The 21207-nt window shown below is 69.3% G+C and carries 16 protein-coding genes; 6 read left to right on the top strand and 10 right to left on the bottom strand.

From position 1 onward, the window contains the following. Positions 1-67 precede the first annotated feature (67 nt). Positions 68-538, bottom strand: a complete 471-nt coding sequence (locus ACIF9R_RS17980; protein ID WP_399980686.1) for an ATP-binding protein — start codon at positions 536-538, stop codon at positions 68-70. A 276-nt stretch (positions 539-814) separates the two neighbouring features. On the opposite strand from ACIF9R_RS17980, the gene ACIF9R_RS17975 reads away from it, so the two are divergent. Further along, positions 815-2083 carry a PQQ-binding-like beta-propeller repeat protein gene (locus tag ACIF9R_RS17975; protein WP_399980683.1) on the top strand — a complete coding sequence of 423 codons (1269 nt, stop codon included), beginning with the start codon at positions 815-817 and terminating at the stop codon, positions 2081-2083. A gap of 113 nt (positions 2084-2196) precedes the next feature. Here the strand turns inward: ACIF9R_RS17975 and tgmC are convergent, their stop codons facing one another. Genes tgmC through tgmA form a run of 3 tightly spaced genes read right to left on the bottom strand, consistent with a single transcriptional unit; the run spans position 2197 to position 4576 of the window. Next, on the bottom strand, positions 2197-3321 hold the full coding sequence (gene tgmC / locus ACIF9R_RS17970; RefSeq protein ID WP_399980680.1) for an ATP-grasp peptide maturase system methyltransferase: 1125 nt from the start codon (positions 3319-3321) through the stop codon (positions 2197-2199). Next, positions 3318-4268: an ATP-grasp ribosomal peptide maturase gene (gene tgmB / locus ACIF9R_RS17965; RefSeq protein ID WP_399980677.1), complete on the bottom strand. Its 951-nt coding sequence runs from the start codon at positions 4266-4268 to the stop codon at positions 3318-3320. The genes tgmC and tgmB overlap by 4 nt, the downstream gene beginning before the upstream one ends. Further along, positions 4265-4576, bottom strand: coding sequence for a putative ATP-grasp-modified RiPP (gene tgmA, locus ACIF9R_RS17960; RefSeq protein WP_399980674.1), 312 nt, complete (start codon positions 4574-4576; stop codon positions 4265-4267). Before tgmA ends, tgmB begins: the two co-directional genes overlap by 4 nt. A gap of 259 nt (positions 4577-4835) precedes the next feature. Between tgmA and ACIF9R_RS17955 the strand changes: the two genes are divergently transcribed. Further along, entirely contained in the window at positions 4836-5261 is a 426-nt protein-coding gene (locus ACIF9R_RS17955; protein WP_399980672.1) for a hypothetical protein, read from the top strand. 75 nt (positions 5262-5336) lie between these two features. Here the strand turns inward: ACIF9R_RS17955 and ACIF9R_RS17950 are convergent, their stop codons facing one another. Next, positions 5337-6161 (bottom strand): helix-turn-helix transcriptional regulator, encoded by an 825-nt coding sequence (locus ACIF9R_RS17950; protein WP_399980669.1) that lies wholly within the window; start codon positions 6159-6161, stop codon positions 5337-5339. A gap of 133 nt (positions 6162-6294) precedes the next feature. Between ACIF9R_RS17950 and ACIF9R_RS17945 the strand changes: the two genes are divergently transcribed. Further along, a complete protein-coding gene (locus ACIF9R_RS17945; RefSeq protein ID WP_399980666.1) occupies positions 6295-7032 on the top strand; it encodes an SDR family oxidoreductase in 738 nt (245 codons plus the stop codon). Positions 7033-7114: 82 nt separating this feature from the next. Here the strand turns inward: ACIF9R_RS17945 and ACIF9R_RS17940 are convergent, their stop codons facing one another. Together ACIF9R_RS17940 and ACIF9R_RS17935 are read right to left on the bottom strand one after the other, a co-directional pair. Further along, positions 7115-8104 (bottom strand): hypothetical protein, encoded by a 990-nt coding sequence (locus ACIF9R_RS17940; protein ID WP_399980663.1) that lies wholly within the window; start codon positions 8102-8104, stop codon positions 7115-7117. Positions 8105-8222: 118 nt separating this feature from the next. Continuing rightward, entirely contained in the window at positions 8223-8651 is a 429-nt protein-coding gene (locus ACIF9R_RS17935) for a hypothetical protein (RefSeq protein WP_399980660.1), read from the bottom strand. Positions 8652-9271: 620 nt separating this feature from the next. Here ACIF9R_RS17935 and ACIF9R_RS17930 point away from each other — a divergent pair. The 3 genes from ACIF9R_RS17930 to ACIF9R_RS17920 all read left to right on the top strand — a co-directional run bounded on the left by ACIF9R_RS17930 (position 9272) and on the right by ACIF9R_RS17920 (position 11511). Further along, on the top strand, positions 9272-10216 hold the full coding sequence (locus ACIF9R_RS17930) for a C45 family autoproteolytic acyltransferase/hydolase (protein WP_399980657.1): 945 nt from the start codon (positions 9272-9274) through the stop codon (positions 10214-10216). A 330-nt stretch (positions 10217-10546) separates the two neighbouring features. Continuing rightward, entirely contained in the window at positions 10547-11311 is a 765-nt protein-coding gene (locus ACIF9R_RS17925) for a Scr1 family TA system antitoxin-like transcriptional regulator (protein ID WP_399980765.1), read from the top strand. Beyond that, positions 11308-11511: a DUF397 domain-containing protein gene (locus tag ACIF9R_RS17920; protein WP_191879963.1), complete on the top strand. Its 204-nt coding sequence runs from the start codon at positions 11308-11310 to the stop codon at positions 11509-11511. The genes ACIF9R_RS17925 and ACIF9R_RS17920 overlap by 4 nt, the downstream gene beginning before the upstream one ends. A 70-nt stretch (positions 11512-11581) precedes the next feature. Here the strand turns inward: ACIF9R_RS17920 and ACIF9R_RS17915 are convergent, their stop codons facing one another. The 3 genes from ACIF9R_RS17915 to ACIF9R_RS17905 form a co-directional block, all read right to left on the bottom strand. Continuing rightward, positions 11582-16681: a class I SAM-dependent DNA methyltransferase gene (locus tag ACIF9R_RS17915; RefSeq protein WP_399980655.1), complete on the bottom strand. Its 5100-nt coding sequence runs from the start codon at positions 16679-16681 to the stop codon at positions 11582-11584. Positions 16682-16707: 26 nt separating this feature from the next. After that, positions 16708-19611, bottom strand: a complete 2904-nt coding sequence (locus ACIF9R_RS17910; RefSeq protein ID WP_399980653.1) for a DEAD/DEAH box helicase — start codon at positions 19609-19611, stop codon at positions 16708-16710. Between the two features lie 169 nt (positions 19612-19780). Then, the gene (locus ACIF9R_RS17905; protein ID WP_399980651.1) at positions 19781-21073 is read right to left on the bottom strand and encodes a serine/threonine-protein kinase; all 1293 of its coding nucleotides are present in this window, start codon (positions 21071-21073) and stop codon (positions 19781-19783) included. Positions 21074-21207 lie beyond the last annotated feature (134 nt).

Here is a 21207-nt window from a genome sequence, read left to right as displayed (position 1 = left end):
TGGTCGGATCCCGGACCTGAAGGGCCCCGGTCCCGGCGCCGGACGATGCCGGGAGGGGGCGGAGGGCTCAGGTGCCCGACGGGACGCCCACCGTCGCCCACACCGTCTTGCCGGGGCCGCCGCGGCGGTCGGTGACGCCCCAGCCGTCGGCGAGGGCGGCGACGAGGAGGAGGCCGCGGCCTGACTCGGCATCGGGGTCCGCGGGCACGGTGGCGGCGGGCCGGCGTTCCGCGCGGGTGTCGGACACCTCCACGCGCAACCGCGCGCCGTCCGCCTCGGCGACGAGCCGTACGTGGAAGTCCCGCCCGGGGACACGACCGTGCTGAACGGCGTTGGCGCACAGCTCGGCCGTGATCAGCGTCAGTGTCTCGTTGACGGCACTGGTGTGCGGGTGGCCCCAGGAGTCCAGACAGTGCGCGACGAACAGCCGGGCGAGGCGGGCACCGCGCGGGGTGGAGGTGAAGGCCATCGCGAACTCGGTGGCGGGCATGGGAAGGAGGGAGAGCAGCCGGGGCGACTGCGGGGAACGACTGTGCATGGCGTCAGCGTGGTGGCCGCGACGGGCGTGTCACCAGCGGCGACACCTGTACGGGAGTGTGCTGTACAGGTGACGGCGGGGCGGGTCCCTGGGGGCGTTGGGGGGTTGTCTCGATTGCTTCACGGTGCTGTCCCGGTTGGGATCCGGTGGTGGGGGCGTGGCGGAAGCCCGGTTACCGTTCATGATCGCAAGGCCGTGCGTACGTCCGCTTGTCCGGACGGCGTGGGGCCTTCCCGTTCATGTTGCCGATCTGACGTACCACGGGGGTAAGCCGCAATGACTGAGCGAGACAACACGCCGGACGACAGAACATCCGGGATGTCCGGCGGACCTTCCCGTCGGCGTGTGCTGCGGTTGACCGGCGGCGGTCTCGCGCTGGTCGCCCTGACGGCCGGCACGGTCGGCTGCGACGAGGGCGCGGCGGAGGCCGAGGACGCGGGAAACGCCGGCGGCGACAAGCCGAGCGGCGGCGGCAAGGACTCCGGGGGCGGCACCGGGAAGAACGGCCAGGGCCCCAAGCCGCTGTGGACGAAGTCGACCTCGGCCGAAACCTACGGCGACAACGACGAACTCGTGGTCGCGGGCGGAGCCGTGATCGCCAGCGGCAGCCCGCTGGCCGCTCTGGACACCGCGACCGGCAGCGAGAAGTGGTCCCTGCCCGGCGGCGCCGTCCCCGGCGCGCCCCTGCTGCTCGGCAAGGACACGCTGTACCTGGCCAGCAGCCAGTACGACGGCAGCGTCATCGGCTACGACCCCGCGTCGGGCAAGGAGACGTGGCGCAGCCGTCTGGGCAAGGACTACCGGCAGCCGCGGCCGATCGCGGTGGACGAGGGGCAGGTGTACGTCGTCGCCGAGATCCTCGAGGACGACGGCTCCTCCAGGACGAACGTCATCGCGGCCCTCGACAGCACCACCGGCAGGATCGCCTGGAAGGAACAACGCGACCTCGGCACCGAGCAGAACGGCGTCCACGCCGCCGTCCGCGGCCGCCACCTCGTCTACACCGACTTCAAGAAGAACCTCACCGTCCGCGACACCGCCACCGGCAGCCAGGTGTGGACGCACAAGACGGCCAAGACCAACTACGGCGTCTTCGCCGTCCACCAGGACCTGGTGATCGTCCCGCAGGGGCGGAAGCTCCAGGCCTTCAACCTGGCCGACGGGAAGGAGAAGTGGGCCCTGGAGACAGCGGAGTTCACCCTCTTCAAGGAACCCTCGGTCGTGGAGGACGTGCTGTACATCGCCGACAGCGCCAGGACGTTGCGGGCCGTCGATCCGCGCACAGGCAAGCAGCTCTGGACGTCGGAGGCCCTCGCCGACGCCGGTCTCCAGGTACCGCGCCAGTACGTCAAGGTGAAGGACACCCTCTTCGGCGCCACGGACCTGGACAAGAAGGGCGGCGTCATCGCCATGGACGCGAAGACCGGCGCCGTGCGCTGGACGTTCAACGACGGCACCGGTGACCACCACGCCTGGCTGGTGGCCACCGACGGCGAGCGCGTCTTCGCCCTCCACGGCACCGAGCTGCACGCGCTGCCGGTGTGACGCACGGGGGGTGATCGCGGCGCGGGCACGCCGGGTACCGGCACCCGGATGATGTGTGCGATTGCCTCCGCCCCGTGGTGCCGGTGGGGCGGAGCGCAGCCGTGGGACGCAGGTCAGCCGCCGGGCCAGGTGAGCGTCGGTCGCCCGGAGGTGAGGGTGACCGTGAACCGCTCCAGCGGCGGGGCTCCGGCGCCGCGCCAGCGGGTGATGTGCTCCTCGACGGCGTCCCAGAGGCGGGACGGCCCGCCCTGCCGGACCATCCACCGGCCGTCTCGCTCCCGGAGCAGCGCCCAGGCGCCGGTGTCGGCGTCGAGGAACAGTTGCTCCGCGCGGCCTTCGCGGTCCAGGGTGACGTACTGGACCCGGGGCACGGCGAGTTGGGCGACGAACCGGGTGTCCCAGTCGTCGATCACGTCGGCGCCGAGGACCGCGTGCCGTTCGTCGCCCTCGTCGAGATCGGGGAGCAGCCCCAGCGGCGGCGGCAGGTGCGGCCGGGCGAGCATGAAGGACACCTGCCCGCCGAGGAGCCGCCCGGACGCCGTGCCGTCCTCGTGGACGGTGAGCCGGGCCAGTTCGGAGGAGTACAGCCAGCCGCAGAGGGTCACCAGCAGGACCCCGCCGGGACGGGTCTGCTCGACCAGCTCGGGGGGCACGGTGAGGAGCCCGCAGCTGGCGATCACCCGGTCGTAGGGGGCCGCGGCCCCGTGTCCGGCGAGGCCGTCCCCGACGATCAGCTCCGGCGCGAACCCGCAGTGGCCCAGGGCGGCGCGGGCGCGGGTGGACACGTCCTCGTCGATGTCGACGGAGGTCACCGCGTCGTCGCCGAGCCGGTGGCACAGCAGGGCGGTGGAGTATCCGGTGCCCGTGCCGATCTCCAGGACCCGGTGGCCCGCCTCGACCCGCAGGTCCTCGAGCATCCGCACCACCAGGCCGGGCATGGTGCTGGACGAGGTGGGGGCCCGCATGATCTCCCCGCGGACGTCCCCGGGCACGACGGTCCCGGCGACCTGCGTCACCAGGGAGACGTCGTCGTAGCAGGCCTCCAGCCACCGTGGATCGTCCGGCATGACCGGGGCCCAGGCGGTGGGCCCGGAACCGTCGACCTGCTCGAAGAAGCCGCCGCTCAGGAACGCGTGGCGCGGCACGGCGGACACGGCCGCACGCCAGGGCCCGGTCCGTAGATGACCGTCCGCGGTCAGCCGTTCGACGAGCCGCGTCCTCAACTCCTGGTCGTTCACGCCGTCCTCCTCTCCAGGAGATCCGCCATCGCCGCCACCATCGGCAGCCCGGTCTCCGCTTCCAGCCACGCCCACTGCCCGGACGGGTTGCACTCCAGGAACCACCATTGCCCCCGCCGGTCCACGGCGAAGTCGAAAGCGCCGAACACCAGCCGGAAGTGGTCGAGATAGGCGCGCAGCGCCTGGGGGACGCCCGGCGGGGGCTGGACCACGCGGTAGCTCAGCCGCGCGTAGTCGGTACGCCAGTCCAGCAGGTCCGAGTCGATACGGACGCAGAAGATCCGGTCGCCGATGACGGTCACGCGCACGTCACCGGTCTTGTCGATCCGCTGCTGGAAGAGGTGGGCGGTCCCCGACACCGTGTCGTCGATCTCGTCGGCGGTGACCTCGCGCACCTCCACCGTGCAGGAGACGCCGTCGATCCGGTACAACGGCGTGGACAGCGGCTTGTGGAGCACCGGGCCGTGGCTCTCGGCGAAGGTGCGTGCGGCGACCGGGCAGGACGTGATCGTCGTCCGCGGCAGACGGAACCCGCAAGCGGCAGCAGCAGCGAGCCCGGAGGGCTTGAACTCGGCGTCTCCGATGCGGTGCGGGTGGTTGACGTAGAGACAGCCGGGCAACGAGGCCACGACCCCGCCGAGCCCGTAGCGGGCCTGGGTGAGGGCGAAGCGCTCGGTCTGGCGGTCGAGGTGGGGGAAGGTGAACCCGGAGGGCCTGCGGTAGTACAGCGAGCGGACCCGGGACAGGTCCGCCGTGCGCGTGGGCGTCGTCAGCGTGCCCTCGATCCCGCGCGCCGTGAGGGTGGCCGCGAACGACAGGGTGCCGGGGAAGTCCCCGGAGTCGAACCGCACCACCGGGACATCCCGGCGGTGCAGTTCGTCGATCACGAGGTCGGTCGTGGGGTCGTCCAGGTTGGTGACGACCAGAACCGGGCGGGTGTCCGTCACTGGTCGGTGTCGTTCCCGGTGTCCTGGTCGCCGCCACCGCTGCCGCCGGGGCGCGAACCGTCGGAGGGGTTCCCGGTGTTGGTGGCGGGCCGGGTGCCGGTGCTGGTCCCGTGCCCGGGCATCTCCATCACCTGACCGGCGGCGTCGAAGTAGCGGCCGGTCTGGGTGGCCGGGTCCAGTTCGACGCGGGCGTACGAGGGGGCGAGGGCCGGGTACGGCGCCATACGGCGCAGTCCCCAGGGAACGGGGGTGGTGGTGCCGTCGGGCAACGGCGTCCCAGTGGGGAGCCGGTCGGAGTGGGCGAACATCGGTGCCTCCTGGTGGGGGTGGAAGGTGCGTCTTCTCGTTCCGGGGCCGAGCGCGAGGGGTGGTGGTCGGGGGCCGCCGCGGACCGGAGGGTGGTGCCTGCATGGCCCCAGCGTGAAGGCCCCGGCCGGCGCGTCACCAGCAGCGACGCCTGTACGGACGGCGGTTGTACGCGAGGTACGTGGGCGGCCCGGCCCGCCTTCGCCCTCTGAGTAGCCGTACTCAGGCGCGCGGCCGCCTTGCCCCGGCAGCATGGGAGGCATGTCGAAGGCGGTCCTGGACCTTGGCCTGGCGGTCCTGTTGTCGGGGCTGGAAGGGGCGGTGCTGGTCGCCTTCTGGTTCGTCGAAGGTGTGAAGAAGTGGGCAGCCCAGGGAGGACCGGTCCCGGGTGCGACGAGCCGGTTCCTCTGGGTGCTGTCCGTGGGGGCGGCCCTCTCGGCGCTGGCCGGCTACGGCTTCTCCCAGGCCGATCTGCCAGTGGCCAGTGTCTCGCAGACGGTTGTGGCCACACTTCTGACGTTGCTGCTGCTCCTGGGCGCGGGAACAGAATGCGGCAAGCGGATCAGCCAGCACCGATCGCGGCGCCGTCTTCGCCGGGAACGCCGCCGCTGGCACGAGTCCCGGTCCAGAGGCCATTCACATGCTTCGGCCTCGGTTTCGGCGCGCAGGGGCTGGTGGCGGTGGTGAACCGTCGCCACTTACCGGCCTGTGCAGGGGACAAGGCTGACGCGTTCTCAGATGGCGTGCCGTCGGCCTCCTCCTTCAGTCGCCGGTCACGGCTGCGCTTCCATCGGGGGGTTCGCTGCTGTCGGCATAGACGACCAGCGTCTGTTCGGGTTGTTCGGCCAAGTGGAAGGCGGTGTAGGCGTAATCGCCCGCTCCCCGTTGCGGGTGTCGTAGCCGTTTGCGGCCGCTGTGCCGGGCCTGCACCTCGTACTGCGGCCACCAGTCCCGCACTTGTGGGCTGCCCTCGTGCAGGTCCTCGATCAGTCGGGTGTACCGCGGGTCGTCGGGATGGCGCGCCGCCAGCGTCCGAAGCCGGCCGAGCAGGCCGCGTGCTTCGGGTTCCCAGTCGATCAGGACGTCCCGGGCCATCGCTTCGAGGAACACCCAGCGGGCGAAGTTGGCGGGCCGGTCCGCCTCGGTGATGAGTCCCGGGAACAGTTCGCGGGCTGCCTGGTTGTGGCTGAGGACGTCGTAGGTGCCGCCGATGATGTACGCCGGGTGCGGCTGGAGCAACAGGGGGACGGCACGCGCCTCGGCCGTCAGCCGCTCGTGTTCCCCGGCTTCGGCCGCGGAGGCGTGACCGGCAAGCTGGAGAAGATGATCGCGCTCGTGCCGGTCGAGCCGCAGCGCCGCGGCCAGGGCGTTGAGCACCTGTTCCGAGGCGCGGATCTTCCGCCCCTGTTCCAGGTACGTGTACCAGGTGGCGCTGATCCCGGCCAGCAACGCCAGTTCCTCCCGGCGAAGTCCCGGAGTCCGACGGCGGCCGGTCCGGGGCAGGCCCACCTCGTCAGGGGTCAGGCGCTCCCTCCGGCTGCGCAGGAACGCACTGAGCTGACGGCGTTGGTCCGGCTGCGTGGGCATGGCAGGTGGCACCCTCAGTTCCAGAATAAGTACGGTCTGGATACCAGGCTAAGCCTCTCGGAGAGTGGTGGGCGAGCACGGGCCGCGGCATGACCGACGGCCTCGAACGGTCATACCGGCGAGAGGACAACGCATGTCCGGAAGCAAGGACAAAGTCGTGGCGATCACGGGAGCGAGCAGCGGCATCGGCGAGGCGACAGCGCTGCTGCTCGCCGAACGCGGCGCGCGACTCGTCCTCGGCGCACGCCGGTCCGAACGCCTGGCGGACCTTGTGGCCCGGATCGAGAAGGCAGGCGGCACGGCCGTGCGGATCCGCACCGACGTGACCCGACGGGAGGACCTGCGGGCCCTGGTCGCGCTGGCCGGTGAGCGCTTCGGCCGACTTGATGTGCTGGTCAGCAACGCCGGAGTCGGCACCATCTCGCCTCTCGACGATCTGCGCGTCGAGGAGTGGGACCACATGGTCGACGTCAACGTGAAGGGCGTACTGCACGGGATCGGCGCCGCGCTGCCGGTGTTCCGGACGCAGGGCACCGGTCACTTCATCACCGTCGCCTCCACGGCCGCGTTCCGCATCGTGCCGGCCATGGCCGTCTACGCCGGCACCAAGTTCGCGGTCCGGGCCATCTGCGAAGGACTGCGCCAGGAAGCCGGCGACTCGCTGCGGGTGACCACCGTCTCACCTGGTGCGACGGCGACCGACTTCGCCGAGGCGTCCACCAACAGCCGGGTCAGAGCGGAGATCACGAAGATGCGGGACGACATCGCGATCCCGCCCGACGCGATCGCCCGGGCCATCGCTTTCGCGATCGAACAGCCCGCCGCGGTCGACGTGAACGACATCGTCGTCCGGCCCACCGCCCAGAGCTGACCCCCCTCGCCCTTCCGGTGCGGACACCCGCACCCGCGGGACGGCTCCACGGGCCGCACACGATGGCGCAGTCGTCCATCGCTCATTCGCGGGCAAGTATCGCGGTGATCGCCTTCATACGGCTCCGGTGTTCCTCCGCGGCCGTCCGCAACTCCGTGGAATGCTCCTTGATCTGCGCGTTCTGGTATCTGCGCTCCTCACCGGACCAGATCTCCACGAGCCGCGTCCGCTCCTTGCACGCGACATCGGCCAGCGCCCTCTCGATCTCCTTCTCGCTCACCCGGGCACTGTCGATGTCGAAGGGCAGGCGCTCGCCGACAGGAGCGGTCGTGGAATAGCCCTTGTCCCGCATGCACCGGGACCACTCCTTGAACGCCGCGGTCACGCGCGTGCTGGACATCGACCGGAAATGAGAATCCGCTTTGATGTCCGAGGCCACCTTGGCGTAGGAGAAACCGTCCGTCGCGCTGCCCGCCTCGGCCAGTTTCGCCCCGGCCTCGCCCACACAGCCGCCGGAGGGGACGTCGTCCCGACGCGCACCGCGCTCCGACTCGTTCCCCTCGTGCCCGTTGAGGACGGCCGCGTACGCGGGGTCCCGCCGCCGACTGCGCTTCCCCTCGGCGCTCCCTGCTTCCGCCCCGGTTCCCGCCTCGGTGCCATCCGGCTCGCCGTCCTGGGAGACTCGGTCCACGGTGGACGGCAAGTGGTACCCGTATCGCTGTGCCGTGGCCGCGTCCGTCACTCCGTAGCGGCGCTTGTTCCCGTACACACCGTTGTCCTTGGCGCCGGCTTCCAGGGCGGCCGCGGAAGGCTGGGGGAAGGAGAGGCCGAATCTGCGCATGCAGCGGTCGATCAGTATCGCCCTGGCCCGCCCCATCCGGGCCTGGTCGTCGGCGGTCGGCAGGTACGCGTTGATGGGAAGGACCACCTCCCCGGGCGCGGGTGGCGCGGTCGGGGAGGGCACCCCGGTCGCTCCGGGACCGGAGTCCTGGCCGGTACACGCCGAGGCGAACATCAGGACCGTCGCGGCAAGCGCGGCCGGGAAGGTCAGTCGGCGGGGATGCAGAGCCATGGGCTGAATCCGCTTCATCGGAGGGACAGGGGACGGCATGCGGTGTCGGGAAGGGTCCCGGGGCCGTGGGCCGCCGCGCCTGCCCGCAGCCCCGGGACTCGCGGACCGGTGGTCGGGATCAGCCGACGATCCTGACCGACGCGTTGTCGTTCCAGGTGTAGTAGAGCTCCCCGCGCTGCCCGCCCCAGAGCCAGTCGAAGTTCCCCGCATAGCTGGGGGAGTAGTAGCTCTCACAGGAAACGGCCCACGAGTCGCACTGGATCTTCCGAGCGTTGTTACGGACGGCCTGCCCGGACCCCGACCCCGTACCGGAGCGGTAGTAGTTGTTCCCGAGGTTGGCGTCGTCGTTGTAGCCGCCCCAGTAGGCGTTGCCCCACGTGCTGTAGTAGAAGCAGACGTAGAAACCCTTCGAATAGCAGCGGGATTCGTTGCCGTTCACTCCGACATGCTTGCCGGCGGCCTGCGCGGGAGCCGCGGTCAACGGCACCGCGGAAACGGCCAGTCCGGTCGCCAGCAGCGCCCCTGCGAGCTTCGACTTCAGTTTCATGTCACCCAAACTCCCATCGGTCCTTCGCGGCTCCTGACAGGGTTTCCGCTGCTCGGAGTCCGTGATCCTCGCGGCGGCTGGTGGACGTTCTGCCATGCCGCCGTGGTGCTGGTGCGAGACGCTACGTGCGGCGTGACCGCGGTGTCGTCCCGTGCCGGTTTGACCTTCTCGTGCACCCGTCGTCGTAGCCCGGCACGACGTACAACCTTCGTGGTAGAGGGCCGCGTCATGATGAACAGACGGCGGCTTGGTCGTCTTCGCCCGCAGCGGCCCAGCTTCCCGCGCACCCCCACCTCAAGCCCCGGTTCCTCACCCACCGTCCTGACCTGTAGCGGGCCGCCAGCGGCCCGCCCGATCGCCAGGATCGCGGTAGTGGTCGTGGCGGGTAGGACGATCGTGTCGTCGGGGGAGAGGTCGTCAGCGCTCTCGTAGGAGAGTAGCGGCGAGGGGCGATGGAGCGGACCTTCCGCCTACGGACGCGGCTCAATCGGCCACACTCGCGTTCAGCGGCTTCACAATATTCAGCGCCCGACCGTCGCCGATGGCGGCCACCTGGTGATTGCCCTCCCCGTTGGTTAGGTTGCCCCCTCCTCATCCGATTCTCACAGGGAGTGGTAGCCGTGCGGCAACAGCACAAGACCTTCCAGGCGATCGAGGTCGGCGACGGCAGCGACGGGCGGTGGGCTGCCTACGCCCGGGCCCTGTGGCAGGAGATGGAGGGCCTGCTGACCGAGGAGGGCCGCACTCCGGAAGGCGCGGAGCGTGTGCGGGCGCTGTTCCGTGCGCACATGCCGGAACTGGTCCCGGTTCTGGACCGCCTGGTCGGCTGGCTCAACCGGCCCGCGGCAGAGGCCTTCCTCACCCACGCGGCACTGCGGCCGTTCTCCCCTGCCTGCACCCAGACCGGCCAGAACGGCACTCTGCTGCGCAACTATGATTTCCCGCCCGATCAATGCGAGGGGACCATTGTCTCCTCCTGCTTCCTGCGCCCCGTGATCGGGATGCAGGACATGCTGTGGGGCCTGCTGGACGGAATGAACGACGCCGGTCTCGCGGTCTCGCTCACCTGGGGCGGACGTACCGCCCACGGAGGCGGCTTCGCCATTCTCATCCTGGTGCGCTACCTGCTGGAGACGTGCGACACCGTCGATGAGGCGGTCGACAGGCTGCGGTCCCTGCCAGTTGCCACCCCTCAGAACCTCACCCTCGTCGATTCCGTGAAGGCGATGACGGTGTTCGTGGGACCGGACATGTCACCGATGGTGGCACCGGACGCTTGCGCCGCCAATCATCAGCACCTGCCGGTGACCGACGAGCAGGAGCGGGCCATGGGGACGCAGGAGCGGCTGCGCGCCATTCGCGCAGCGGGTACGGACGTGGCGGCGATGCTGGAGCCGCCGCTGTATCGATCCGTCGACGAGCAGGGGTCGAGAACGCTCTACACCGCCCGCTACCGACCCGTCGAGGGTCGGGTGACGTACTACTGGCCTGGTGAGTCCTGGCAACAGTCCTTCGCCGACTTCACACCAGGATCCCGCACGATGACCTTGGGCCGGGCCAGCTGAGAGGCGCTGCCACAGTCGCACGATGAACCGGGCCTGCCGCGGGAGAAGTCATCTGTCTGCGTGCTCGCGCATTCCCCTTGTCCCACATCGCGGGTGGACGGAAGTGCGTGTACATGCGGGGGCTGTACGGGGAGGGCGGGGGCTCGTCCCCGGTACGGGGGAAGTGGGGCCAAGTGGCGCGAAGGCTACGGTGCGTGTCGTTAGGGTGAGCTGTGAGTGATGGCCGGGTGTGGTGCGGGCGGCACCACTGTGCGGGTGGGCGAGGTGAGGTCACCGGTGACGACGACTCACGGTGAGAGCGAGACGGGCATCCTGCGGTGCTTCGGGCAGATGTTGCGGTTGCTTCGGACGAGCAGGGGGCTGACGCGTGCTGAGTTGGGGGCGAGGCTCAGTTACGGCGAGGACATGGTCGCGTCAGTGGAGCTGGGGCGGCGGATTCCGAAGCCGGAGTTCATCGAGCGGGCGGATGCGGTGTTGGAGGCCGGCGGGCTGTTGGCGGTGATGAAGGAGGAGGTGGCTCGGGCCCGGTATCCGTCGTTCTTTCGGGACGCGGCGAAGTTGGAGGCGGAGGCGGTTGAGCTGCATGTGTACGCCAGCAAGGCCGTGCCGGGTCTGTTGCAGACGGAGGAGTATGCGCGGGCGGTCTGTGAGATGTGGCTGCCTCTGCTGGACCCGGAGACGGTCAACCAGCGGGTGGGCTCACGTCTCGCTCGCCAGGCGATCTTCGACCGCCAGCCGTTGCCCACGATCAGCTTCGTCATCGAGGAGCATGTGCTGCGTCGGCCTCTCGGCGGGTGGGACGTTATGCGGGGGCAGTTGGAGGAGGTCCTGCTGCGCGCGCAGCACCGGAACGTGGTCGTACAGGTCATGCCTGTTGGGTGTGTGGAACATGCCGCGTTGGACGGGCCGTTCACCCTGTACGAGACGCAAAAGGGCCAGCGGCTCGCATATGTGGAGGCACGTAACGACAGCCGTCTCTTCACTGAGCGGAGGTCGGTGCGCGAGTATGAGGAGCAGTACGGCATCCTGCGTGCTCAGGCCCTGACTCCACGCGAGTCGACGGGACTCCTCGAACAGATGCTGGGAGAACTATGAACGCGGAAGACGCGACGCACGGTGGCACCAACCTGCTCTGGCGCACCAGCAGTTACAGCACGGGGTCGGGTGGTGAGTGTGTTGAGGTGGCCCTCACGGCTGTTGACGTGCACGTGCGTGACTCGAAGTGCGTGACGCAGGGAGGGCCTGTGCTGAAGGTCGGCTCGGCGGCCTGGACGGCGTTGCTCAAGACGATGTGAGCCTGCGTGGCTCGCGGCGACGGTCGGCGCTTCTCTCAGAAGCGCCGACCGTTGTCATGAGGAACGGCACTCAGACCTCACGCTTCGCGGGAGGTGCCCAGCGGCCAGCGGCGATTTCCTTGTCCAAGCGAGCTTGGAAGTGCGCGTGTGCGGCCCGCATCTCAGCCTCACGGTCCGCCTTGTAGAACGGGGCGGTGTAGCCAGTTGGGGGCGGGGTCGTAGCCGGGTTTTCCAAGTGAGCCATCAGGTCGAGATAGGCTTGCTTAGTTTGGCCGTAGCCAAACGCATAGGAGTCGGCAGAAATCCGACGTCCTTGTGCGTCGAAGTACATAGCTGCTTCCCGGTCCGCAAGAACTGCGTAACGAGACTTGTAGATTGCCGCTAGTTGATCGGCCGTGATGCCGAGCCAGACGGAGACCAACGCATCGAGTTCGACGAGGGCGGCCCGGCGCTCGTGCTCCGTGCGGAGGGGGGTCTCATGCTCCCACGTTGGCACCAGATGAGTAGCGAGTGGTTTGAGATTTGGCCAGTTCGAGTTAGCCCACTCCTCGTAGCCAGGCCAAGTGGGGTCATATAGCTCCATCCAGAGGGGAGCATAGGAGCGGGTCAGAGAATTCAAACGGAGGGTGCGGAGGAGAAGTGGAGCAGCCAAAGGGTGGTCGGGGCTAGGTGCTGGCATCTTATGAGCCTCGGACACCCGAAGGTCGGATCGGCCTGTAATACGCAGGAGATAGTCGAGTGGCAGGGAGGCCCAGAATCCTGCATTTAGGGCGGTTAGGCGGTTATCGCTGAGCGCCATGGAATTCACGGCGTCGACATGTGTAGGGCCCGGAGGGATAAGGGCAGCGAAAAGGCTGCGCTCTGTATTGAAAGGGATCATGCGTCGCCAAGCTAGCCGGAAATACTCTGTATAGCGACGGCCGGACCACATGTCCTGTGCCTCACGGAATCGATCCGTGGAGGTGCTACGAACGTAGTTAGTTCGAGGTGCGGCGTCAGACCTGAGCGACCGAAGGTCCAGTGAGTACCAGTCGTTCGTGCTCTTACAGGGGATTTTTGGCTCTTTGCTGATTGGTGTTGCAACAGAGAAGTGCGGCCCTTGTAGGATGACTTCGGCAAGGTCGTTAACCTGGGAGGTATTCCACGTATAAAGGCCCAGTTTTTTCGTGGCGAGATTTTCAAAGAATCCCACCGTGATGCGCGGTTCGAACCGATCCAGTCGGTGCGGAAAAAGTGAAATTGTTTGCACGGCACCCTGTTCTTCTACCGTCACCGGGTACAGAAGTGGTGCTTGGGTGTCAGGTACGGCCGTCTCGCCTGCGAGCCGGTTCCATTCGGTCAACCGCTCCATGTCGACAGTTACAAGACGGGCTCTATGAGGGCGTAGGTCCCACTTCCCCCTGTGTTTAATTCCAGGCAGTGGTCCCTTAGTTTCGTATGTAAGGGAGTCACGGAGAGTTTCAGCGGAGTACAGGTGGCTAATATGCAGGAAATTTACTGGGTGCGGGGCACTATAGATGTGAATCCCGAAGATGGCGGTATCGCCAACTGGGCGAGGGAATGCCCAGTTGGATCCGTTTACGAAGCTGGCATGGACTCGAAGATGGTGGTAGGCAGCCTCACGTAGTGGGCCTTCCTTGACCCCGCCGAAGTGTGTATCGGGGTGAATAAGGCCACCTGTTCCGGACGCGTTAGTGTTGCCCCATACCCGACACATGAAAGCCCTGTAGAAGTCTGGTCGGGTCTTATTGAGTAGCGGATACGCAAAATTCGAGCTGAGTAGCGTCGCTGTGCCGACTACTCCTGTGAGTTCAGTCATGTAAAAGCCCAAGTTAGCTTTACATGCCAGTAGTTCATTCTTTCGAAGGCGCACATCTTCCATAGCGGGTTTGTGTGCTAGTTTGAACCATGGTTCCAGCTCTGCAAGTACAGCGTCCTCCAGCCAGTCAGGACGAACCCAGGGAGGATTGCCGACTTGCAAATCGAACCCACCCCGCGCCCCGAAAACGCTGCCGAACTCCAGCTCCCAATGGAAGAACCCCTGCCGCTCAGCCACATCCCGAGCAACCGCCGCCCACGGATACCGCGACTCCAGCGAGGTGAACCGCTCCATGCCCATCCACTCGGGCAACTCGTCCTCGTACCGCTCCAGTTCATCCAGCGTGTCAAACTGCGCCACCAACGAGTCCGCAGCCACATCCTGCGTCCCCAACAACGACTCGGCGAAGTCCAGCCAGTCATCCAGCGAGGCCAGCGGAATCACAGCCCGCCGCTCACCGCGAATCTGCTCCTTGCGACCACCACCCCGCGCGGCCTTCGCCTTGACCTCGACGACCTGAACCTCACCGAACAGGTCCTCCGACTCATACGTCTCCCGCGCAGGCGCCCCCGCCTGACTCGGCACCGCATCCGCAGGCGAGGCCGGCGCCGCCGACACCGTCCACCCCGCCGACTGCGAAGCAACCTCCGCCGCCCGCGTGTACACCTCCGCCGACCCGTCCAGCAGCGCCGCACTCTGCACCGGCCAGAACCACAGCGCACACCACGCGTCCATCAGCGTCTTCAGCCGCCAGTACGGCGTGTCCACCGCCTCCAGGTCCGCCTTGACCTTCTCCCTCGGCACCGCAACTTCCGGTGACCGCAGCCACCCGTCCTCCGCACCCCACACATCCACGCGCCGCGAAATCTCCCGCTCGGAGATCTCCAGCCGCCGCACCACGAGCCCCCACAGGTACTCAGCCCGCCGGGCCAACCCCTGCAACCGCTTCGTCTGCGTGGCCGCCGGCGACTTGGTGATCGCCTTCCGCCAAGCACCCAGCGCCTTCGCCTCCGCCGGAGCCAGCGCCTTCGCCTCCTTTTCGGCGGCGACCGCGCCCCACTCCTTCGCCGGAAGCAGGAAGTGATGCACAGCCCCTTCAGGCAGCGCCGCCCCCGCCACGGCCTCCGACAACGGGAAGCGTTCCGGAGTGCTCCCCAGCCAGCCGCCCTTCTTCAGACGCTCGGCGGAGTAGATCTCCCGCCGCCCACCGATCAGCGAGTTACCCCGCCGCAGGCGCAGCCCGAACCAGGGTGCCTCCATCCCCGGATGCATCGTGTTGAGCCACAGCGACACCTCCGCCAGCTCCACCGCCGTGTTGTTGAGGTCGACGCCGTAGGAGTTGTGCAGCGCGATGTACGCCTTGGCCTTCTGCAACTCGACCGCGTACTTCTCCGTGTCGATGGCGACGCCCAACTCGTCCTGCCGCCGCCGCAGATACTCCGCCGCGACCTGGTTGATCGCCTCGTTGAGGAACGCGCCCGAGCCGAGCGCCGGCTCACAGATCTTCCACTCAAGGAGTTCCCGAGCAGCAGTCACCGTGTCGTCCTGGTCCAAGCGGTGCTGCAACGCCAACTGCACCGTCACCCGGGTCAGCGACTCCGGCGTGTAGTACGAGGCCGAGGTCTGCCGGTCACGCCCCGACAGCCGGTACACGAACGCACCCGGCGCATACCGGACCCGCCGCTCCTCACCCGTCACCTCGTCCTTGTGCCGGACGAACACCTCGTCCGGGTACTCGTCGGCCTTCGTCGCCGGAACGAGCCACGAACCGTCCTTCGGGTCACCGTGCTTCGCGACCTCGTACAGCTCCTCGCCCGCGACGAAGCCCGAGTAGGACATCAGTCCCTCGTACACGGCCCCGAGCTGGTTGATCCCGAGTTGCGCGTAGGAGATGAAGCCGCCGCGCTCCCGCCGCTTGCCGCGCGTGAGCATCAGCAGCCGCAGCACCCGGTACAGCGTCTCGTTGCGCAGCCGGGTGTCGATGAACCGCTCCCCGCCCTCGCCCTCACTCTCGACGCGCGGGTCGGGAACCGCACGCGCGCCGATCAGCCGGATCGACTCCGGCTCGAACAGCTTGGAGTGCAGCGGCTCGAACCGCAGCCCCATGTCCTCAGAGGTCTTCGCCGTCACGGCCTCCGACGGCGTCTCCGCGTCCACCCCGTGCGTCCGACGCGGTCGGTAACCCTCCTGCACCTTGCGGAACAGCAGGTCCAGCGACTCGTACAGGTAGAAGCCCTTCCGGGACTTCTCGTCGACGAGATCCCGCTCGGCGATCAACTCACCGAGCCGGCCGAGCCCGTACCCCATCTGGTACTCGGGGTAGTCCGAGGGCAGGATGCCCAGCTCCGGGCGGGCCTCCGCGTACAGCAGGAACAGGATCCGGTACAGATACCGCAGCGACTCCCGCGTCAACTGGCGCCCCAGCTCGGGAAGTTCCTTGACCTCCTCCGGGCGGACACCGCCCTCGCGCACCCGGTCCAGTACCTCGTTGGCGATCAGCTCGACGCTCAGCCGCAGCCCGTCGCGCAGCTCACTGCTGACGCCCACCGCGTGCTTCGTCGACTTGTCGACGAGCGTGGCGAGGGGGTTCTCGCCGCCCTCCTCCGGCGTGCGCAGCGAGTCCGCGCCGAACAGGGCGGCCACCGTGTCGAGTTCGCCGCCCGCCTTGGTGTCGTTGCGCTCCAGCGCGGTGTCGAGCGACACGGCGAGGTACCGGCCCTCGCCCCACGCGGCCCGGTCCGCGAGCACGACGACACCGCCGACCAGCAGCAGCACATAACGCGGCGCGTCCTCGCACGCGAACAGGAACGACGCGAGCTTCGACCCGGTGGCGACCGTGTGCTGACCGTCCAGGCGCAGCTCACTCAACAGCCGCCCGGCGCCGTCCGGGTCCAGTGCGTCATCGGGCTCCGCCGACCAGCCGCAGTCCAGCGCGACGAGATCCTTCTCCGCGTGCGCGACCGTCACCTCGTACGACTGGTCGGCGCGCACGACGGTGAGCGTGCCCGGCTTGGCGTCGAAGCCGAGCGCGCGCAGCACCTCCCGATTCAGGGCACGGACCCGGTCGCGCCACTCGGGCGCGTCGTACGTCACGGCGTCGTCGCCGGTCGCCGCCCGCTCCTCGTCCATCGTGAAGTACGAGCGGGCCCCGAAGTAGGCGCGGCGCAGCGCCCGCAGGCCCGCGCGCGGGGTGACCGGCAGCGCGCCCTCGGGCCGCTCGGCGCCGGCGGCGTCCTCCTCGCGCTGCTTCCACTCGGCGAGCAGACCGGACTTGAGATCCTTGGGCAGGACCTCGGCGAGGTAGTGCGCGGAGAAGTAGTCGCCGCGGTTGACCAGGGAGTCGAACGTCATCGTGAGAAACCTCTGGGGGAAGTCGGTCAGGCGGCGGCGTGGGCCGGGGCGAGGACGGCGAGGACGCGGAGCATCGGGCGGCCGGTGGTGAGCAGGGAGTCCGCGAGCGAGGTGAGCCGGTCGCGGGTGGCGGTCGGCGCGGATCCGCCGCCCGCCGTCAGCGTCGGCTGCTCCCACGCGCCAAGCCGGGACTTGTATTCCTCGATGGGCGCCCGCAACGGTTCGTCCCACGCCTCGCGGTGCTGCTCCAGGAACGCCTCCGCCCGGTCCAGGACGCCCGGGATCGCCTCGGCGAGATGGTCCGTGTCGTGGGCGAGGCCCGGGTTGGCCATGGTCGGGCCGACCTGGGCGCGGCGCAGCACCGCCACCATGTCGTCGTCGACCTCGCCGTCCGTGGTGACCGCCATCCACTTGACGACGGTGGGGCGGCCGAGCGCGTTGGAGTAGATGCCCTGGACGAGATACGTGGGCTGCGGCACGTCGGCCGTCAGAACCGGTGCCTCCTGGCGGTCCAGGCGGACCAGGACCTTGTCCGTGAGCCATTCCATGACCGGGTGCAGGTCGGTCAGGAGGGAGATGTCCGGCCAGCTCGATGTCGCCGAGGCGCGGGCGCGCGTCAGGCTGAGGTCGGCGAGCCGCCGGTTGAACGTGACCTTCAGCCGGTCGCGCAGGCCCTGTTCACGGACGTACTCCGGGGGGAGCGCCTTGAGACGGTGGACCAGGTCGGAGGGCGGGACGAAGGAGAGCAGGCCCTGCTCGGGGTCGAGGGACAGGTCGAGGCGGTCGTGGGCGTCCGGGTAGACCTCGCGCAGCGCCTCGTCGAGGAAGTCGCGGGCGGAGCCGAACAGACGGGGTACGTCCGCCCGGGGCACCGACCCGCCACCCTCGCCGTCGCCGTCGACCGTGCCGGAGACTGCGGCGGCGGAGTCCTCCTCCGGGTCGTCGTTCACCGCGCCGAAGAAGTCGGCGAGGAAGTCGTCCACGCCGTCGTCGGTGCCGGCACCGATGGTGCGGTCGGCGTCCAGGGACTCGTCGACGCCCCGGCCCTTCAGCAGATCCTGGATGAGCGACTTCTCCTCCGCCTCCGCCCGGTACAGGCCGGACACCGCCTCCGCCGTGCCCAGCGACCGGTGCGCCTCCGCCTCCCGCTCCAGCAGGCGCTCGGAGACGAGGGTGTCGTCCTTGGCGCCGTCGACGGAGCTGGTGAGGATCAGCGCCCGGAACTGAGGCTGGTGCGGCTGCCCGTAGCGGTCGATGCGGCCGTTGCGCTGCTCGATGCGGATCAGCGACCACGGCACGTCGTAGTGGACGAGCTGGTGACACTGGCGGTGCAGGTTGACGCCCTCGGAGGCGACATCGCCCGTGAACAGGATGCGTACCGGCGTGTCCGCGAGGCCGAAGTCCTCCACGCACTGCATCTGCTGCTCGTCCGACAGCCCGCCGTGCATGACCCGGGCGGCCTGCTCGGCGGCCTTCCCCTTGAAGCCGAGGGCGCCCGGCACGGTCCGCGCCAGCCACTCCAGCGTCTGCACCCGCTCCGAGAACACCACCACCCGGGTGTCCGACTTCGGCCCGACCCCGATCTCCCGCAGCTGATCGATGAGCGCCCCGAACTTGCCCGAGTCCGCCTCCGTCATGCCCGACGCCAGCTCAAGCAGCCGGTGCAGGGCCGCGCGCTCGGCGGACGTCGACTCCGGGTCGTCCTTCTTCTCCAGCGTCTTGATGCGCGTGGCGACCGTGGCCTTCAGCGCCGTATGGGAGGACAGGAACGACTTCAGCAGCGTGTACGGGAACAGCGGCACGTCGCTGACCGACTTCGACCCATCGGACGGCAGCCACACCGCCGCCAGCTCCTCGAAGACCTTCTCCTCGGCCGGGGTGGCCGTCACCCGGACCGAACGGGACGGGCCCCGGTCCGCCCACTGCCCCTTCATCTGCTCCCGTACCTCGGGGCTGACCTTCGTACGGCGGATGAACAGGTGCTTGATGTCGTCGGCACGGTAGTGCTCCGGGTCACGGATCGCGGCCGGGTCGAGCAGCGAGATCAGCTCGGCGAAGGAACGGGCGTCACCGTTGTGCGGGGTCGCCGAGGCCAGCAGCAGGGCGTCCGTGTGCGGGGCGAGGGTGCGGGCGAGCTGGTTGCGCAGGGACCCCCTGTTGATCAGATTGTGCGACTCGTCGATGACGACCGCGTCCCAGGTGATCCGCTCCAGATGATGCTTGTACTGGTCGGTGTTCTTCAGCGTGTCGATGGAGACGATGACCCGCTTGAAGTACGTGAACGGGTTGCGGCCCGCCGGGATCTCCCGCTGGATCCGCTCGATGCCCACCGAGTCCAGCCGCACCAGCGGGATCGCGAACCGGGTCCACAGCTCGTGCTGGAACTGCTCCAGTACATGCTGCGGGGTGACCACCAGGATGCGCTCGCCCCGGCCCCGGCGGATCAGCTCGGCGAGGGTGAGACCGATCTCCAGCGTCTTGCCGAGACCGACCACGTCCGCGATGAGCAGGCGCGGGCGCAGGTTGCGGCCCGACAGGGCGAGTTGCGCGGGACGCTGCTGGTAAGGGAGGGCGTCCAGCAGGAAGGAGTCCGCGAGCGCCAGGCCCCGCTCGGCCTGCGGCAGCGGCGTCTTGCGCAGCACCGCCTCCAGGAACAGCCGGGAGCGGCGGAAGTTCGGGGAGTCGTCCCGCACCAGACGCGTGCGCCTCGGGTCGAGCATCTCGATCCGGTCGAGGCCGTCGAAGAACACCGCTTCCTGGTCGCGCACGAAGTCCGACGCGCCGACCGCCTCGATCCTGGCCCCGTCGTGCTCGGTCCGTGTCGCGTTGCGCACCAGCCACACCTCGTCCCGTACGAGGATCTGGGCGCCCGGCGGGTACTGGGCGTCCTCGCCGCTCGTCGCGGGCGCGGTGCTCAAGTCGGCGGTCACGCGGGGGCCTCCTGGGCGATCGGGTCGGTGGGGCGGATGCGGATGCGGATGCGGGTCGGATGCGGGGTGGGGCGGGCGGCCGGTGGCGCGGGGTCGGCCGGACCGGCGGGGCAGCGGGGCCGGGGAGGGGACGTGGGGTCCGCCGTCCCGGCCCGGCGGCCGGCCGGAGTCAGAACGGGGCCTTCGCCGCGTACACGGATCGCAGACGCTCCGCCGTCCTGCGGGCCTGGACGGAGTGCCGCAGCGTCCGCGTCCCCTCCCCGGGCCGCGGGGAGCCCGTGGGCGGGCGGCGGCCGGGCGCCGGGGGTTCACGCCGGGAGGCGTCAGGGTGCTCGCGCGGGTCGGCGGGCGGGAGGCCCGCGGGCCGGGGGGCCGGACCGGGACCGGGCGAGTCGTCCGGCGTAAGGGCGGCGGCGGTGGCCGGGGCGGGGGCCGTCCCGGCCGGTGCGGGGGAGGGCGCCGGAGCGTCGGCCGGGGTCTCCAGCTCGGCCGGGGTGATCTCCGTGACCCGGGTGTCGCTCGCGGCGGCGGGCCAGGCGACGGTGGGGACGCTGTCGGCGGGGGCGGCCTGCCCGGGCCGGCGCCGCTCCGCGGTGTGCGCGGTGAGCCTGCGGCGCGCCTGGGCGATCTTCATGCCCTGCGCCTCGATCAGCGCCCGGCACCGCTGCACCACCTCGGTCAGCGACGGCCGGCCGGCGGCGTCATGGGCGAGCATGGCGGTCAGCAGCGGCAGCAGGTCATCCGGGACGCCGGACAGGTCCGGTGCCGTACCGGGGTCCGTGACCAGGTGGAACACCATGTACGGGGTGGCCGCCTGGTGCGGATAGTGCCCCGTCACCGCGAACAGCAGCAGCGCCCCCAGCGCGTACACGTCCACCGCCGCCGTCAACGGCTTCACCCCCGCGGCCTGCTCCGGGGCCATGCAGATCGGGGTGCCGACGACCTGGTGCGGGGCGGTGAGGGAGATCGTCGACTCGGTGAACGCGGCCAGGCCGAAGTCGATGATCTTCGGACCGTTCGGTCCCAGCAGGACGTTGGCCGGCTTGAGGTCACGGTGCAGCAGGCCCTGCGCGTGCACGCCCGACAGCGCCTCCGCGAGGACCGCGCCGAGCGCCGCGGCGAGGACGGACGGCAGCGGCCCGTGCGTGCCGACGTGCTTCGCGAGGTCCGGGCCGTCCACGTACTCCGTGGCCAGCCACGGCTGCTCCGCCTCCGCGTCCGCCCCCAGGAACGCCGCGATGCGGGCGCCCCAGATGGTCTTCAGTACCTCGATCTCCTGCGCGAACCGCTGCCGGGACTCGGAATCCACCACCGACGGCTTGATCACCTTCACCGCGGCGGGCTCACCGCCGAGCGACTCACCCAGGAAGACCTGCCCCATGCCGCCATGACCGATCCGGCCGAGGAGTTCGAAGTCGCCCAGGGCGACCGGATCCTCGGGGTTCAGGGGCGTGATCTGCACGTGTGTGTCCTCGGCATTCGGTTTTGGCGGGCGCCCGATCAGCCGCGACGCGCACCTGGAGACACGGTAGTGGATCGGGACGGGCTCAGGAACGGGGGTTGCGGAATGGAGATATCAACCTCTATGGGGGAGGA

It is taken from the genome of Streptomyces sp. NPDC086080, assembly GCF_044540255.1.
Lineage (GTDB): Bacteria > Actinomycetota > Actinomycetes > Streptomycetales > Streptomycetaceae > Streptomyces.
Note: the sequence above shows the minus strand (reverse complement) of the source record. Positions and strands in the feature narration are given on the sequence as shown.